Raw genomic sequence first — 13,780 nt, forward strand, 5'->3', positions numbered from 1 at the left:
CTGAGTTGCCCCAAAACCGTCTAGAGACCAAACTCTTGCTTGAGTTGTGCGACCCACTGCTGAACGCGTTGATCCGTAAGATCGGACTGGTTGTCTTCATCAATGAGTAGACCCACAAACCGATCTCCCCGCAGCGCTTGGGAGGCATTGAATTCATACCCCGCCGTCGACCAGTATCCTACCGTCTCACCACCCCGTTCACTGATTTTTGCCTCAAGAATACCAATGGCATCGCCAAAGTTGTCAGCGTAGCCCACTTGATCTCCTGCGCCAAAGTAGGCCACTTGTTTGCCAGTGAAATCAATGCTGTCTAGCTCCTCGTAAAAGCCCTCCCAGTCGGCTTGAAGTTCGCCCACATTCCACGTTGGACAGCCGATAATCAGACGATCATAGGCCTCAAAGTCAGAGGGACTTGCTGATGCTATATCATGCAGTTCTACCACCGCAGCATTGGCAAAGGCGGACTGGATTTTCTCTGCAATCATCTGGGTGTTGCCAGTTTGGGTTCCATAAAATAAGCCAATTGTTGCCATCGATAACATCCCCGTAAGAATTGTTTGCCGGCGTTCTCCTTGGAGGTTCTGGGGCGATCGGCAGGATTGGGGAGCCTGTGAACACTGTCGTGCTCCCCTATTTATTATTGCAAATTTATTTCAACTGGAAACCTGTTTTAGAAGACTCGCTGTTGATCGTCCAAAAATTTCGAGCCTCTGTTCAGCACCGATTGTGCCCTCAATGGAGTCGTCGCAGTTGGCAATCAAAGCTCCCTTGTCCTGAAGCAGCTATGGTCAAGAGGCCAACCAAGGGCAGAAGGTTCTTAGGAATCTGAGTAAGCGATCCCCACCATCTAGGCGGTGCTGCTGGCGAGATCACCCGAAGCGCTGACCGCGCATTTTCCAACCCGTTAAAAACATCAGGAGCAAGACGCCACTGAGCGCCAAGATGTAGAGAGGCTTGAAGGCGACACCCAAATAGGCTCCTTCATGGATCTGGAGTAAGACAGCCAGCTGCTGTTTTGGCAAATGCAGCCACTGTTGACTCAAGTGGTAAGCAACTCCTGTGATGGCACTCACCAAAAGCGGCAGCAAGACAACAGTAGCTCCATACTGATGGATGAGTCTCAGGGTGCTGCTTGGCTGAGCTAGCCTGCGGTACTGCTTGAGCCGTCTGGAATTGATTAACCTAAAACCACTGACGGTCAGTACGACCACCCCTAACCCCAAGCAGAGCACATAGAGCAAACTGAAGGACTCCCCCAAAAAGGCGCCCGTATGGATTGTCATCATCAATTTGCCAAAGTCTTTGGATAGTCCTAACCAACTGCGACCCAACCGATAGGCCAATCCGGTACACATCGTTAACCCCAAGGGCAGCCACAGCGCGATCGCGACTTGACGATGCAGTTGACGTATTTTCATTCTCGCCCGTCTCCATTCAACTCAGTAGATTCCTGAAAGGAATACCTTGGCTTAAACATCTGCCCATTTGCGCAGTAAATTGGCGTGCACCTTGCAGAGCAGGTCAAACTCAATGGTTTTCCCCTGTTTTTCAAAAATGCTGCGGCGAACAGTATCCAGTTCAAACAGCAGTTCTCGTTCCAAGGGATCGCGAATTAAACTTTGCACCCATGTGACTGCTACAAGGCGAACACCCTGACTCAGCGGTTCCACTCGATGCAAAAAGATGGCTGGATACGCAATCATTGAGCCCGCAGGCAACCTAAAGGACTGTTCGCCCAAACTGGTATCGAGAACCAAGGCTCCCCCTTCATAGGTACAAGGATCACTCAGAAAGAGGGTGAGGGACACATCAGAGCGACTCAACTGCTCACCGCTACCCATTAGGGCATTATCCATATGGCTGCCATAGACCATGCCAGGTTCGTAGCGGCTAAAAAGGATGGGACGGATGACCTTAGGTTGTACATAGGCTTGGAAGAGATGATTTCTTGTTAAGGCTGCAAGCACGATTTCTGAAGCCAGCGCATACGCCTCACTGTCTTGCGCCAATTGTTGATTGTCTTTAACCGTTCTTGCATAGAGCCCGGCAGTCAATTTGCCATCTACAAAGACCCCTGACTCAAGGATGGCATTTAGGCGATGCAGTTCTTCAGAGGTTAAGACTTGATGGACTTGCAGTAGCATTGGCTTGCTTTCCTAGGGACTGACCCATAAAGACAACAACTTGGGGGGAGGAAAAACAAGGTTGACATCCTCCCCGGCCTGAAGGTTGTAGATTCCTCACCTCGGAATTCGGACTTCCTGCTCTAACTTTACGAATGGGAATAGGACCACCAGCGTCGGCGTCGATAACGACCCTCTCCACCTTCCTCGCCTTCGCCCCATTCACCTCCTTCGGCCATCAGGTAAATGCTGGAGCCAATGGTTCGGTTTTTCGTAGCAGCGACAGCAGAAGCGCTGGCAGCCGGCGCTGGAAACTCATAGGACACCCCTCCCTCTTCATTACCGGCACTGAGATTGCTGCAACTCGCCATTGTGCTTGCCAATCCTAGGGAGACAAATAGGCAGAGGGCTTTTGAACCGTAACTATTCATAGGTTGCTCCTTGTTCAATGGGCTTTTACTCTATGATTGTGCTCAAGAAAAGTAACAATCTAGGGAAGGTTGCTGTACTTAGGAGCGGGCGAGGAGCTTGACTGTAAAGGTGGTTCCCTGATGCCGCTGACTCTGGACGTCTACCGTGCCCCCATAGTGCTCAACCAGCGCCTTCACCACTGCTAAACCTAACCCTGAGCCTTGGGCATGGTACAACTGTGCCTCCTGAGAACGCCAAAAGCGATTAAACACTTGGCAGATGTCTTCGGGAGGAATACCGATGCCAGTATCCTGAACCTCAACAATCGCAAACGCCCCCCTTTTTTTGAGGTTAATGGTTACAGCCCCATGGCTAGGGGTATAGTGAAGCGCATTATCCAAAAGATTGCTAAAAATCTCATAAATTTGTTCAGGATTGCCATAGACATAGGCATTGGTATCACAGTGATAGGTCAGATGAATCTGTTTCTTCTTAGCGCGATCGTACTGTAGCTCAACGAGTGACTCCAATAGCTCATCCAAGTCAACATTGACCCATTGACTCTGATCAAGTTTATGATGATCCATACGCGCTAGGAACAATAGCTGATTGATCAAGGTATTCATCTGGTAACAGGCGGATAAAATTACTTTGAATTTATTTGATTGGGATGGTTCAAGATTCTTGGAGTATTGCTCTAGCAAGGAAATCGAAGATTGAATTGCCGTTAGGGGATGTCGCAATTGATGGGAGGCATCTGCAGTGAATTGTTTTAATTGATTGAGTGAAATGAGAATCGGTTGAAGACTTTGATTAGTTAACCAAAATGCTGCCAAAAGGGTAATCATACTAATGCCGAGGATATTCAATAGAAAGATAGATTTTAAGTATTCTAGCTCCCGATCTAACTCAGCGGTTGATTCTATGACACAGACATAGCCAATGGCTTGGCGATGAGGCTCCATTTTGTTTGCTCTGGCATATACCGGCAGAAAGAAATAGCGATATTGATCTTCTTTGACAATTGTTCCAGCGTCAGAAAGATGATTCGGTATACTCACTTTGTCCATCCTTCTGCCTTCATAAACAATTAATTTCCTATCCTTGTCATACCATTGAACACTCTGAGAAAAATGACTGGGGAAGTTTGTCATGACTTCATAGACAGACTCAAAATAATACTTGCCCATTAATTGAGAAACTGTAATTGGTTGCAAGTCTCCTGAAACATTTTTAGGAACATACCCTTTATATTTTGGTTCTTTCTTTAACTCTTCATACTCGTGCTGCAGGATTTCCAAGATATTTGCAGACTGGGTGCCTACTTCTTTTAGATGATCGTCGAGTTGATTGTAGCGGTGATAAACAATCAGAGAGTAAATTGAGAATGAAGAGATAGATAAAATTCCAGTAATCACCAAAAAGTATATAAAAAATAGGCGATGCCGCAGATTGCTAACTCGGCGATTCAAAGTTGGGATTAAGCCGATAGCCAAAACCATAGACAGTTTCAATAAAATTAGGAGGAGCCCCGCCTGCGTTCAGTTTGTGCCGCAGTCTCTTTAAGTGTACTTTAACGGCTTCTTCCCCTGGCACTTCCTCCAATGACCACGCATGATCGATAATTGCTGAGCGGCTAAGGATGCGACTGCCGTTACGCAACAACACCTCCAAAATGGCATACTCTTTGGGGGTCAGCTGGAGCTCTTGGTTGTTATAGGTGACTTTGGCTTTGTCTAGATACAGGGTGAGGGCGCCCCACCTAAGAACAGAGGAAAATGGTAACGACTGACGCCTCAGTAGGGCACGTACCCTGGCCAACAGTTCAGCCAGATCAAAGGGCTTGACTAGGTAGTCATCGGCGCCGGCATCAAGACCCATGACTTTGTCAGTACTGGTATCTCGAGCCGTTAGGATCAAAATAGGCAGCTGGTAGGCTCTCTGGCGAAGGATTTGGCATAGTCTTAGGCCGTCCATGCGCGGTAAGCCCAGATCTAAAATCAGTAGGTCAAAGGCAGTGGCCTCTAAATACTCAAGAGCTGATTCGGCATCATGTACCACTTCAGGGGTGTAGCGCTGATGGGCTAGGGATTCGGCAATTAAGTTGGCGATGGTTTGATCGTCTTCAACAATTAAAATCTTCATTAAGGCCGGCGGCGTGGGGACACCCCTGTGTTCGTTGCCCAGCTGTAGGACTAGGTGGTGTACTCGGCATTAATTTTAACGTAATCATAGCTGAGGTCACAGCCCCAAGCGACACCTCGACCACTGCCATGACCAATACTGACTTCAATCACCACCGGCTGTTCGAGGGACTGCTGGCCACTGGGATCGCTACTAGCGGCGGCTTGATTGACTAAGTAGGCATTGGCAGCGGCGCGATCGAAGGGTAAGGGTTGACCTTGGCGCATCATGGCAATCCCCCCAAGGGAAATGGCCAGATTACTGGCATCAAAGGGCACCCCAGCGCGGCCAGCAGCGGCGGCAATGCGTCCCCAGTTGGGATCCCGTCCATAGATGGCTGATTTGACGAGCATTGAACCCGCAATGGTTCTGGCCACTTGACGGGCAGCGGCATCATCACTAGCACCACTCACCTGAACTTCAATGAGACAGGTCGCCCCCTCGCCATCACGGGCGATCGCCTTGGCTAAATGGACACAGACCGCCGTTAACATTTCCTCAAGGCGGCTGGCTGCTGCGCCCGGCGCCGTAATCGCAGGGGTGCGCGATTGTCCATTGGCCAAAGCAATCACACTGTCATTGGTGCTGGTATCGCCATCAACGGTAATTTGATTGAAGGAGCGATCGCAGGCACGTTGCAGCATCTCCTGCCACAGAGGGGGCGACACAGCAGCATCACAGGTAATAAAGGCCAGCATCGTCGCCAGATTCGGGTGAATCATCCCTGACCCCTTGGCCATGCCACCAATGCGAATGGGCTGCCCCTCCCACTCGGCTTCGAGGGCAATTTGCTTGGGCACCAAGTCTGTGGTCATAATTGCCCGCGCCGCGGCATCTCCACCTGCATCACTCAAGTTCGCTGTCAGTGTTGGTAGAGCTTGGCGCATTTTCTCAAGAGGAATGGGTTGACCAATGACCCCCGTCGAAGCCACGAGCACCATCTCTGGACTTACCCCCAAGGCCGTTGCCACCATATCTGCTTGGGCGAAAACCGCCTGCCAGCCCTGTTCTCCCGTAGCCGCATTGGCCTGACCGGAATTACACAAAATCGCCTGCGCTGTTCCCTTCGTTTGTAACCGCTGACGACAGTAGGTGACAGGTGCCGCACACATGTGGTTCGTCGTAAATACCCCAGCGGCGATCGCCGGCACATCGGAAACAATCAAGGCCAAATCCAGTGCCCCCGAAGCCTTCAGTCCTGCCGCAATGCCCGCAGCTCGATAGCCTTTGGCGGCAGTCACACCACCCGTAATCTGTTGCCAGTGGCTCATAGCGTCGTCAATAAGAGAATCGTTGCGATTATATCAAGGGTCTTTCCCAAAACAGCCACTATTAACGGTTTTTGCAGAAGTCTAGGGGAAGATACGACTCAAGGGGAGCCGTTGTTCAGTGATCGGCAGGGCGATCGCTCCCGTCGCGGGCACAATTCGCCGATTCAAATACCCAAAGGTTGTCGGTGTAATTTGCGCTGGTTCACTATAGGCTTCGAGAGTGCGATCCACCAAGTTAAAAAGCCAGTAGTGGGGAATCCCTGCCTCGGCATAGAGCATCAATTTCACAGTGCGATCGTACTCTAGGGAAGAGTCCGCCACCTCAATTAGCAATTGCACTGCCGCTGCTGTCGGATGCGCCGTGGCGTAATCATCCTCCCGATTGTCAACAAGGGTAATGTCTGGCTCAGGTTCACTGTGATCTGCAATTACAATCGGCGATTGACAGCGTAGGGTTGCCCGCTCACCCACCATTGGCATTAAGACCCGCAGGAGTCGGGTGATACAGGTTTCGTGGGCTGTCCCCTTAGCCGCCATCTTAATCAGTTCCCCCCGCACTAATTCGATGGGATCATCCTCGCCCAAAAAGCCGAGTTCAGCTAAACGGTGATAGTCCTCAATGCGGAAGTGCAGCGGGGATGGTGTTAATGTGCGAGTCGTCGGGTTCATGATTGTTTAGCCCGTATTGCGCATACCTGCCGCCACACCATTGATCGTCAAGAGAGCGCCCCGCAGCAACTCACCCCGGCCATAGCGGGAGCGGAGAATCGCCCCAGAGGTGGTTTGGCTGTTGTGCTGGCGTAGCCGTTTCAGGAGAGATACTTGCAGGAACCCCAAGGGAACAATGGTGCGATTGCGCAGTTGCACCGATCGCTGCAGGGCGGGATCGCCATCGAGTAGCCGCTGATGGCCAGTAATCGTGAGCACCAGTTCCGTGGTCAGGCGATGTTCCTGAGCAATCTGATCGTAGAGGCGGAAAAAGGCTTCACGGTTTTGGGGTTGGCTGAGTTCTTGGACATAGTAGCGGGCAATCTCTAGATCCACTTTGGCAAGGGTCATCTCAACTTTGGAGATCACCATGCGGAAAAAGGGCCATTTGTAGTAGAAGTAGCGCAACAGGGAGAGATGCTCAGCGGGTTTTTCCTCAAGGAATTCCTTCAGGGCAGTGCCCACACCATACCAAGCCGGCAGCAGGAAACGGGTTTGCGTCCAACTAAAGACCCAAGGAATTGCCCGCAAACTCTCAAGGGTTTTCTTACCTCCCCGCCGCGTGGGTCGGGAGCTAATTTGCAGTTGGCTAATTTCTTGAATCGGAGTAACTTCGTTAAAGAATTCAATGAATTCTGGCTGCTCATAGATGAGATGGCGATAGCATTGGCGCGATCGCGTGGCCAACTCCTCCATAATCTCGTGCCAAGGCTCAATTTCATCAATACTACTGCGCAGCAAACTCGCTTGGATCACCGCTGTCGCCACTGTTTCGAGGTTAAAGAGCGCCAATTCCGGCAACGAGTATTTAGAAGCCAGCACCTCGCCCTGCTCCGTAATCTTGATTCGTCCTTTGATCGTTTGCTCTGGCTGTGCCAAAATGGCTGCGTAGGCAGGCCCACCCCCCCGTCCCACAGAGCCACCCCGGCCGTGGAAAATCCGCAGTTGGAAGCCAAAGTTTTCAGCAATTTTTTGTAGCCGTTGCTGTGCTTTATAAATTTCCCAGTTGCTGCTGAGGAAGCCCGAATCTTTGTTGCTGTCGGAATACCCCAGCATCACTTCCTGTAAAAAGGGAGTGCTATGACTGCCTAGATAGCTGTGGCAAAAGGGGAGAGAAAATAATTCCGTCAACACCGCTGGGGCGTGCTTGAGATCCTCAACGGTTTCAAACAAGGGAATGGCCTGAAGGGTACTTGTCCCGGTGGCTGGGTCGAATAGCCCCGCCTCCTTGGCAAAGAGGAGCACCTCCAACAGATCGCTGACCTCGTGGCTCATGCTGATGATGTAGGTATTGCACAAATCCGTGCCAAACTCTTGCTGAAGTTGCCGCACCATGCGGAACGTTTCAATGATTTCATTGGTGCGATCGCTAAAGGGGAGTTCCCCCGGAATCAAGGGGCGACGGGTTGAGAGTTCACTGAGGAGCCAGCGAGTGCGCTCCGTTTCCGACAATTCCGTATAGGGACAGGGGAGAATGCCCAAATAGGCGGTAATTTCATTAAGCGCCTCAGCGTGACAGGTGCTTTCTTGGCGAATATCCAAGGCTGCCAAATTAAAGCCAAAAACCTCGACTTGGCAAATCAAATCATCCAGTTCGCGGCAGGCCAGTCCCGTTTCCTTGAGGTTGCGCTGAATTAGCAGCAGCTCCGCTAAAAAATCTTGACCATGGCGATAAAATTGACCGCTGTTGAGATCTTCGGCCTCATGGCGGCGAATACAGTAGGTTTGCAGCGCTCGGTTGCGATCGCGGGTATTTTGCAGCCGTTTGAGCACATAGGTGAGTTTCAGACGGTAGGGTTCCTGCCGATAGCGCACGGCATACTGGTCATAGACGCTAGGGAGTTGCCGTTGATCCTGCTCAAGGGAATCCAGTAAATCCGGCAGCACATCACACCAGTGCAGGGACAAACTCAGCAGATTGATCAACCGCTCAACGGACTTAATATATTCCTCAAGAACTAGGTTGCGCTGATAGCAGGCGGTTTGCCACGTTACTTCTGGTTTGACGTAGGGATTGCCATCGCGATCGCCCCCCACCCAAGAGCCAAAGCGACAGAAGCTGCAGCGGGGTGGCTGTAGCTGGGGAAAGGTTTCCTGTAGGGCTTGCCCAAGGCGGCGATAGAGCTTGGGAATAACAGCAAAAATCACCTCCTTAAAGTAGTGCAGGGTGTATTCCACCTCGTCGAGCACTTCGGGCTTAAATTGGTGCAGCTCATCGGTGCGCCACCAGAGGCGAATTTCCTCCATCAGTTGTGCCCGCAGGGTTTGGGCATCCCAATCCGTCAGGTGGGGAGAGGCTCCCTCTAGCACATCCAGTTGCTCGAGTAAGCGGGCAACCCGCCGCTGCTTATCACGAATCGTTTGCCGCACAATCTCTGTCGGGTGAGCGGTGAAGACCAGCTTAATGTCCAGTTGATCCAGCAGCTTTTGAATATGGCGCGGCGGTACATTCAGTGTATGCAGCCGCGGAAAAAGCCAAGCAAAGGAACCATACTGCTGAGTGGCGGGAATGGCTTCGTAGAGACTATGCTCTAGGCGTTCACTCGGTCCACTGCGCACGTCCGTTGCATTGGCAGCATGATGGGGCAAGGGAAAGCCTTCACCACTGACACCGGAAATCGGTTCACTCATGACACTGCGGCGGCACAGTCCCTCTTGGGCAGCTCGTTCGCGATTGTATTGTTGCTCGTAGTGCTGCTCGACAATGTTGATAATTTGAAAGTAGAGGTTAAAAGCACGCGCTGCTCTGATCGCTTGATTGAGTTCGAGGGATTCAATGACCTTGAGCAGTTCCCCTTCTGGGGCATGGAGCGCATGGCCTTCTGGCGAAGAGAGAGCACCCAAGCGCCGCAATAGATCAACCAATTCTTGACCGGATTCTGCCGCCAAGACATCTACCAAGACCTCTTCCACCAGTCGCAAACGTGCCTGTAGGGTGCGGGCTGCTAAACTTTCACTTTCAATCAAGCGATCGCGAGTGGTCGCATCGAGGACTGATGTCATATTTACCCCAGTCTGCAAACATAATACTCCCTACTTTACCCAATCCTGAGCCAGGGCAGTACAACAATTGATAACAGGCGTATTAAGGATTTGTTAACAGTTCTAATCTTTTTTGCTGCTGAGAATCAGTTCTAGGTGTTGCAAGCGATCGCGCACGCCATAATTCACCAAAGTCATGCTTTGCAGACGTTCCAGCCAGCCGGCACTGATGCCATTGAGATACTGAAGTAGCGGCCAACGCTGGCTCAAGGGAGCAAATAGCTCTGGCCAACGGGCATAGACCAACCCACGAATCCCTTGCCGCTGTCGCAGGAGGTTCTCCGGCAGCCAAGACACCTTTTTATGCTGGCTAGGGAACAGTACCGATAGGGAGGAGGCCAAGATCAGGCGATCGCCCCGTTGCTCATAGGCCGCGGCCACATCAGAGACCAAGCCTTCACTGGTCTGCGGGTCAAGAATTAATTTCACCCAAGCAGTGACGGGTTCTTTATTCAAGACCAAGCGATTCACCTCATAGCCATTGGCGCGGGCAAGATCATCCAATTGTTGCAGCACAGTTGCCGCCTCTGGGGTATTGCGCGTCTGCCACCACCATTGCCACTGTTCATCGCCTTGGTGCCAAAGGGCAAGGCTAAAGCGATCGCTGGCCAAGGGAAAAATTTGCCTCGTCACGTCCAAGGGTATCTCTCCTGTCAAATCCCGCAGCAGTTGGCTGGCAATCTCATCCCCTTGGGGCGTTCTGCCAAAGCGGTAGTCTGCCAAAGCCTTGGTGAGTTGGCTATAGCCCTCTGGCAAGTGGGAACCCGCAACCACCACCGTCGGCAGCGGTTCTTGGGCACGGCGGAACTCAAGGTCAAGGGGATCAGCAGCTAGTGTCGGATCACTGGTGCGGTGCAGCAGCGTTTCCAGATGCAGCTCGTTGTTTTGCGCCTTCACGGCCAACAGCAGGCGATCGTAGGTGGGTGCCAGTTCACGATCCTCACGACTTAGGGATTGCAGGTTGGCATAGTAGAGGGCCGTAGGTTGAGCGTCTAATTGAGATCGCGCCGCTTGATAAAAGCTCAAACCCGCCAGATTGCCATCCCCAGTCACCGCTGACCCCAAGCTAGCGATCATGGTCTCCACATCGGCAGCAAGGAGCAGGCGATCGCCCAGTCGTGCCGTCACCAAGTCCTTACCCACTTGGAGGGGGATATTTTGATAGACTTGCGCCTCAAAAGGATGGCTTTGCCAGTAGGTCTCTAAGAAAGCCGTTGCTGCATCTGGCCGCTTCAGGGGCAGAATCCACAACTGCCGCGGGGATGGACACACTTCAGGACAGGGGAACTGGGCAACCGTCACCCCCTCTCCCACCCAAGTACTGACCTCAGACCACGACCAGCCCCAATCAGCCAGTTGGGATACCCCAAAACGCTCCCACAAAAAACGCAACGGATCGCTACTGGGACGTTGATTGAGCCTGAGGACACTCTGGGCTTGGCGGGGGACAAAGATCAGGTCATCGCTATCGGCAGCGAAGGCTGGCTGGCCACAGGTGAGAACCAACCAGCAGAGGATAAAGACCAAAAACGATGACCATAGCGATCGATGGTGCGGTTGCATCAGTGCCCTCAATGTGGCAGGCCAAATTAGCGGTTGGTGACAGTGGCCACATCCCGCGAGGTCAAGCGCTCATAGGTCGCCCGCATTTTCAGCCCCGTCAGCACTTGGAACAGACCCGAACCATTATCGGAACCCGGATAGTCACGGTGCTTCAGCAGCAGTTCCGTCATTTCACCATAGTGCTTGGTGGAGGTGTTGCTCAGGTGGCTTTCGATGTAGATCAGTTCATCGAGTTTTTCAAAGCGACCGTCCACTTCTAACACCGAAACGGGGTGACCATAGTATTCATCAGGCCCGTAGCTGAGGCGGATGCCCGGATAAGAGCAGGTGAGCTTACGACCGCAGGGAATCCAAGTAATCGTGGAGCCTTCATCAAAAAGATAGACTGGCTCAAAGCCGGGGATGCCTTCCCGTTGCAGCATCCGTACCCGCAGGATATTGCCGACTTTTTCCTCTTTGACCAACTGGGTCGGCAGAATTTGCAAGACCACGTCAGCGTACTGCTTTTGGGGATCGATATAGGCCATGAAGTCGGGTCGACGGGCATTGATGGAGGCAATCACGTCTTCGTAGCTGTGACCCCGCTCGGCCATGTCGCGCTTGATCTTCCAAGCAATTTTTACATCGTCGCTGATGTCGAGATAGACACTAAAGTCAATCAGCGATCGCACCCGTTCATCGTAAAGGGGATGCAGCCCTTCAATCACAATCACGTGGTTAGGATCAACCCTCTCTGGCGGGTCAATCGTCCCCGTTTCGTGGTTGTAGATGGGTTTCATGATTGATTCGCCATTTTTGAGAGCCTTGATCTGCTCATACATCAGATCAAAGTTGTTGGCACGGGGATCAAGAGCCGTAATCCCCGTTTCTTTCCGCTGCTTGCGATCCAGACTGTGATAGTCATCCAAGCAAATCACAGTCATAAACTCTTCGCCAAACAGATCGGCCAGTCGGCGCAAAAACGTTGATTTACCACAGCCGGAGTCTCCAGCAACGCCGATGAGAACCACACGGTCTGGCTTACTGCTCATAGCTGACGATTCCCTTTGCTCGTAGAAGTGGACATCCCCTGATGGGGTGGTTCAGTATTCCCTTACTGATATTACAAGGGTGGTGTCCCTCTGTGATAGTTTTTTGGTCAAAAAGAGGAACATTGCCCTCCATAGGGGGGAGCGGTGGTTGCCCTAGGGAAGCGTTTGGGATACACTAGTAGATTGCGAAAGTTAGTCCTAGGGATCATCATGGCCTGCCCCAAGAAGAAAACCTCGAAGTCCAAGCGCAGTATGCGTCGTGCGGTCTGGAAGCGCCAAGCTGCCCTTCAAGCGCAACGTGCCCTTTCCATTGGCAAGTCTATTTTGACCGAGCGCGCCCAAGGCTTCTACTTCCCTGAAGCTGAAGAAGAAAACGAAGACGAACAGGAGTAATCCATGGCCACTCCCACGGAGCCAAGCCGCACCCCAAAACTGGAAACCCCCAAGTACGGCTTTAATACTTTTGCTGAGCGGATCAATGGTCGTGCTGCTATGGTTGGTCTTGTGGCTCTTTTGTTATGGGAATATTGGACAGGAGAGGGCTTGCTCCACTGGTTGGGCTGGGTCTAGGGGACGCATTTAGCACTTTTTTGCATGATTCCCTACAACCTCAGTGACCCCCGCCTCTTTGGCATTATGGTTGGGGTCATGTTTTTGATGGTGGTCAGCCGCCTCGTTCTGGTGGCCGGCTTTTTTTCGCTTGTATATGTGGTGGCTCGCTGGACGCCCCTGAGGAAACGGCGGGTCAATTTGCGCCCCTACCAGCGGGGACAGTTTTGGCAGGAGTTTGGCTGGTCGTTGGTGACAGCGGCTATTTTTGCGTTGGCGGGGGCGATCGCCGCAGTGATGTGGCAGCGGGGCTGGACAGCGGTTTATCTAGAGTTAAATTCCCTTTGGGACTACATTTACTTTCCCTTGAGCATTGGCCTTGTGCTGCTGCTTCACGAGACCTATTACTATTGGCTCCATCGCTGGATGCACCAACCGAAAATTTATCGCCGTGTCCATCGGGTGCATCACCATAGCATTGTGGCCTCGCCTTGGACGGCCTTTTCATTTCACCCGTGGGAAGCGCTTCTACAGGCCATTTTCCTGCCGCTGATTATTGTGCTTGTGCCGCTGCACCCCTACGCGATCGTGATTCAGCTCAGCCTGATGACGGTCTCCAGTGTGATCAACCACCTGAATTTAGAGATTTATCCCTGTGGCTTTGCCGAGCATTGGTTGGGACAGTGGTTGATTGGCGCCACCCACCACAGTTTGCACCATAGTCAGTTTCGCTGTAACTATGGCCTCTATTTCACCTTTTGGGATCGCTGGCTGGGGACAGAGAGCCGCGATTACCTGCCCCTGTTTCGCGATCGCACCCAAGGCTGAAGAAAGAATGAATTCTGCATAGGCCAATTGGCCAAGGCGTAGGACAGTTCGTCTAGTTCAGTGGCAGTGA

The 13,780-nt window shown here is 52.0% G+C and carries 14 protein-coding genes; 3 read left to right on the plus strand and 11 right to left on the minus strand.

The window, feature by feature from the left end; all coding sequences use genetic code 11:
- Window positions 1-20 precede the first annotated feature (20 nt).
- From fldA to RHJ02_RS06630, 11 genes are all read right to left on the minus strand, one after another.
- Window positions 21-533: a flavodoxin FldA gene (gene fldA, locus RHJ02_RS06580; RefSeq protein ID WP_206199479.1), complete on the minus strand. Its 513-nt coding sequence runs from the start codon at window positions 531-533 to the stop codon at window positions 21-23.
- A gap of 336 nt (window positions 534-869) precedes the next feature.
- Window positions 870-1,418: a PepSY domain-containing protein gene (locus RHJ02_RS06585; protein WP_310800051.1), complete on the minus strand. Its 549-nt coding sequence runs from the start codon at window positions 1,416-1,418 to the stop codon at window positions 870-872.
- Window positions 1,419-1,469: 51 nt separating this feature from the next.
- Window positions 1,470-2,144 (minus strand): Fe2+-dependent dioxygenase, encoded by a 675-nt coding sequence (locus RHJ02_RS06590; protein WP_302676419.1) that lies wholly within the window; start codon window positions 2,142-2,144, stop codon window positions 1,470-1,472.
- 128 nt (window positions 2,145-2,272) lie between these two features.
- On the minus strand, window positions 2,273-2,494 hold the full coding sequence (locus RHJ02_RS06595) for a hypothetical protein (protein WP_206199482.1): 222 nt from the start codon (window positions 2,492-2,494) through the stop codon (window positions 2,273-2,275).
- A gap of 138 nt (window positions 2,495-2,632) precedes the next feature.
- Complete coding sequence (locus RHJ02_RS06600) at window positions 2,633-4,036, minus strand: HAMP domain-containing sensor histidine kinase (RefSeq protein WP_310822076.1); 1,404 nt, start codon at window positions 4,034-4,036, stop codon at window positions 2,633-2,635.
- The gene (locus RHJ02_RS06605; RefSeq protein ID WP_149818035.1) at window positions 3,990-4,679 is read right to left on the minus strand and encodes a response regulator transcription factor; all 690 of its coding nucleotides are present in this window, start codon (window positions 4,677-4,679) and stop codon (window positions 3,990-3,992) included. Before RHJ02_RS06605 ends, RHJ02_RS06600 begins: the two co-directional genes overlap by 47 nt.
- Before the next feature lie 50 nt (window positions 4,680-4,729).
- A complete protein-coding gene (gene argJ / locus RHJ02_RS06610) occupies window positions 4,730-5,989 on the minus strand; it encodes a bifunctional glutamate N-acetyltransferase/amino-acid acetyltransferase ArgJ (protein WP_206199484.1) in 1,260 nt (419 codons plus the stop codon).
- Window positions 5,990-6,070: 81 nt separating this feature from the next.
- Window positions 6,071-6,658, minus strand: a complete 588-nt coding sequence (locus RHJ02_RS06615) for a Uma2 family endonuclease (RefSeq protein ID WP_206199485.1) — start codon at window positions 6,656-6,658, stop codon at window positions 6,071-6,073.
- Window positions 6,659-6,664: 6 nt separating this feature from the next.
- Complete coding sequence (ppc, locus tag RHJ02_RS06620; protein WP_310800052.1) at window positions 6,665-9,700, minus strand: phosphoenolpyruvate carboxylase; 3,036 nt, start codon at window positions 9,698-9,700, stop codon at window positions 6,665-6,667.
- Between the two features lie 102 nt (window positions 9,701-9,802).
- Window positions 9,803-11,302, minus strand: coding sequence for a DUF3352 domain-containing protein (locus RHJ02_RS06625; protein ID WP_310744379.1), 1,500 nt, complete (start codon window positions 11,300-11,302; stop codon window positions 9,803-9,805).
- Between the two features lie 26 nt (window positions 11,303-11,328).
- The gene (locus tag RHJ02_RS06630; protein WP_149818046.1) at window positions 11,329-12,333 is read right to left on the minus strand and encodes a phosphoribulokinase; all 1,005 of its coding nucleotides are present in this window, start codon (window positions 12,331-12,333) and stop codon (window positions 11,329-11,331) included.
- Window positions 12,334-12,543: 210 nt separating this feature from the next.
- Here RHJ02_RS06630 and RHJ02_RS06635 point away from each other — a divergent pair, with 210 nt between their 5' ends.
- Genes RHJ02_RS06635 through crtG form a run of 3 tightly spaced genes read left to right on the plus strand, consistent with a single transcriptional unit; the run spans window position 12,544 to window position 13,710 of the window.
- On the plus strand, window positions 12,544-12,726 hold the full coding sequence (locus RHJ02_RS06635; RefSeq protein ID WP_024124949.1) for a 50S ribosomal protein L32: 183 nt from the start codon (window positions 12,544-12,546) through the stop codon (window positions 12,724-12,726).
- A gap of 3 nt (window positions 12,727-12,729) precedes the next feature.
- On the plus strand, window positions 12,730-12,903 hold the full coding sequence (locus tag RHJ02_RS06640) for a hypothetical protein (protein WP_149818048.1): 174 nt from the start codon (window positions 12,730-12,732) through the stop codon (window positions 12,901-12,903).
- Window positions 12,904-12,927: 24 nt separating this feature from the next.
- Window positions 12,928-13,710: a 2,2'-beta-hydroxylase CrtG gene (crtG, locus tag RHJ02_RS06645; RefSeq protein ID WP_206199488.1), complete on the plus strand. Its 783-nt coding sequence runs from the start codon at window positions 12,928-12,930 to the stop codon at window positions 13,708-13,710.
- Window positions 13,711-13,780: the final 70 nt, after the last annotated feature.

The organism is Thermosynechococcus sp. TG215 (assembly GCF_031583455.1).
GTDB lineage: Bacteria > Cyanobacteriota > Cyanobacteriia > Thermosynechococcales > Thermosynechococcaceae > Thermosynechococcus.

Bases quoted from the DNA above. Each gene is read 5' to 3' on its own strand.
- fldA (WP_206199479.1), bottom strand. From the start codon at position 533: ATGGCAACAATTGGCTTATTTTATGGAACCCAAACTGGCAACACCCAG.
- RHJ02_RS06585 (WP_310800051.1), bottom strand. From the start codon at position 1,418: ATGAAAATACGTCAACTGCATCGTCAAGTCGCGATCGCGCTGTGGCTG.
- RHJ02_RS06590 (WP_302676419.1), bottom strand. From the start codon at position 2,144: ATGCTACTGCAAGTCCATCAAGTCTTAACCTCTGAAGAACTGCATCGC.
- RHJ02_RS06595 (WP_206199482.1), bottom strand. From the start codon at position 2,494: ATGGCGAGTTGCAGCAATCTCAGTGCCGGTAATGAAGAGGGAGGGGTG.
- RHJ02_RS06600 (WP_310822076.1), bottom strand. From the start codon at position 4,036: ATGGTTTTGGCTATCGGCTTAATCCCAACTTTGAATCGCCGAGTTAGC.
- RHJ02_RS06605 (WP_149818035.1), bottom strand. From the start codon at position 4,679: ATGAAGATTTTAATTGTTGAAGACGATCAAACCATCGCCAACTTAATT.
- argJ (WP_206199484.1), bottom strand. From the start codon at position 5,989: ATGAGCCACTGGCAACAGATTACGGGTGGTGTGACTGCCGCCAAAGGC.
- RHJ02_RS06615 (WP_206199485.1), bottom strand. From the start codon at position 6,658: ATGAACCCGACGACTCGCACATTAACACCATCCCCGCTGCACTTCCGC.
- ppc (WP_310800052.1), bottom strand. From the start codon at position 9,700: ATGACATCAGTCCTCGATGCGACCACTCGCGATCGCTTGATTGAAAGT.
- RHJ02_RS06625 (WP_310744379.1), bottom strand. From the start codon at position 11,302: ATGCAACCGCACCATCGATCGCTATGGTCATCGTTTTTGGTCTTTATC.
- RHJ02_RS06630 (WP_149818046.1), bottom strand. From the start codon at position 12,333: ATGAGCAGTAAGCCAGACCGTGTGGTTCTCATCGGCGTTGCTGGAGAC.
- RHJ02_RS06635 (WP_024124949.1), top strand. From the start codon at position 12,544: ATGGCCTGCCCCAAGAAGAAAACCTCGAAGTCCAAGCGCAGTATGCGT.
- RHJ02_RS06640 (WP_149818048.1), top strand. From the start codon at position 12,730: ATGGCCACTCCCACGGAGCCAAGCCGCACCCCAAAACTGGAAACCCCC.
- crtG (WP_206199488.1), top strand. From the start codon at position 12,928: ATGATTCCCTACAACCTCAGTGACCCCCGCCTCTTTGGCATTATGGTT.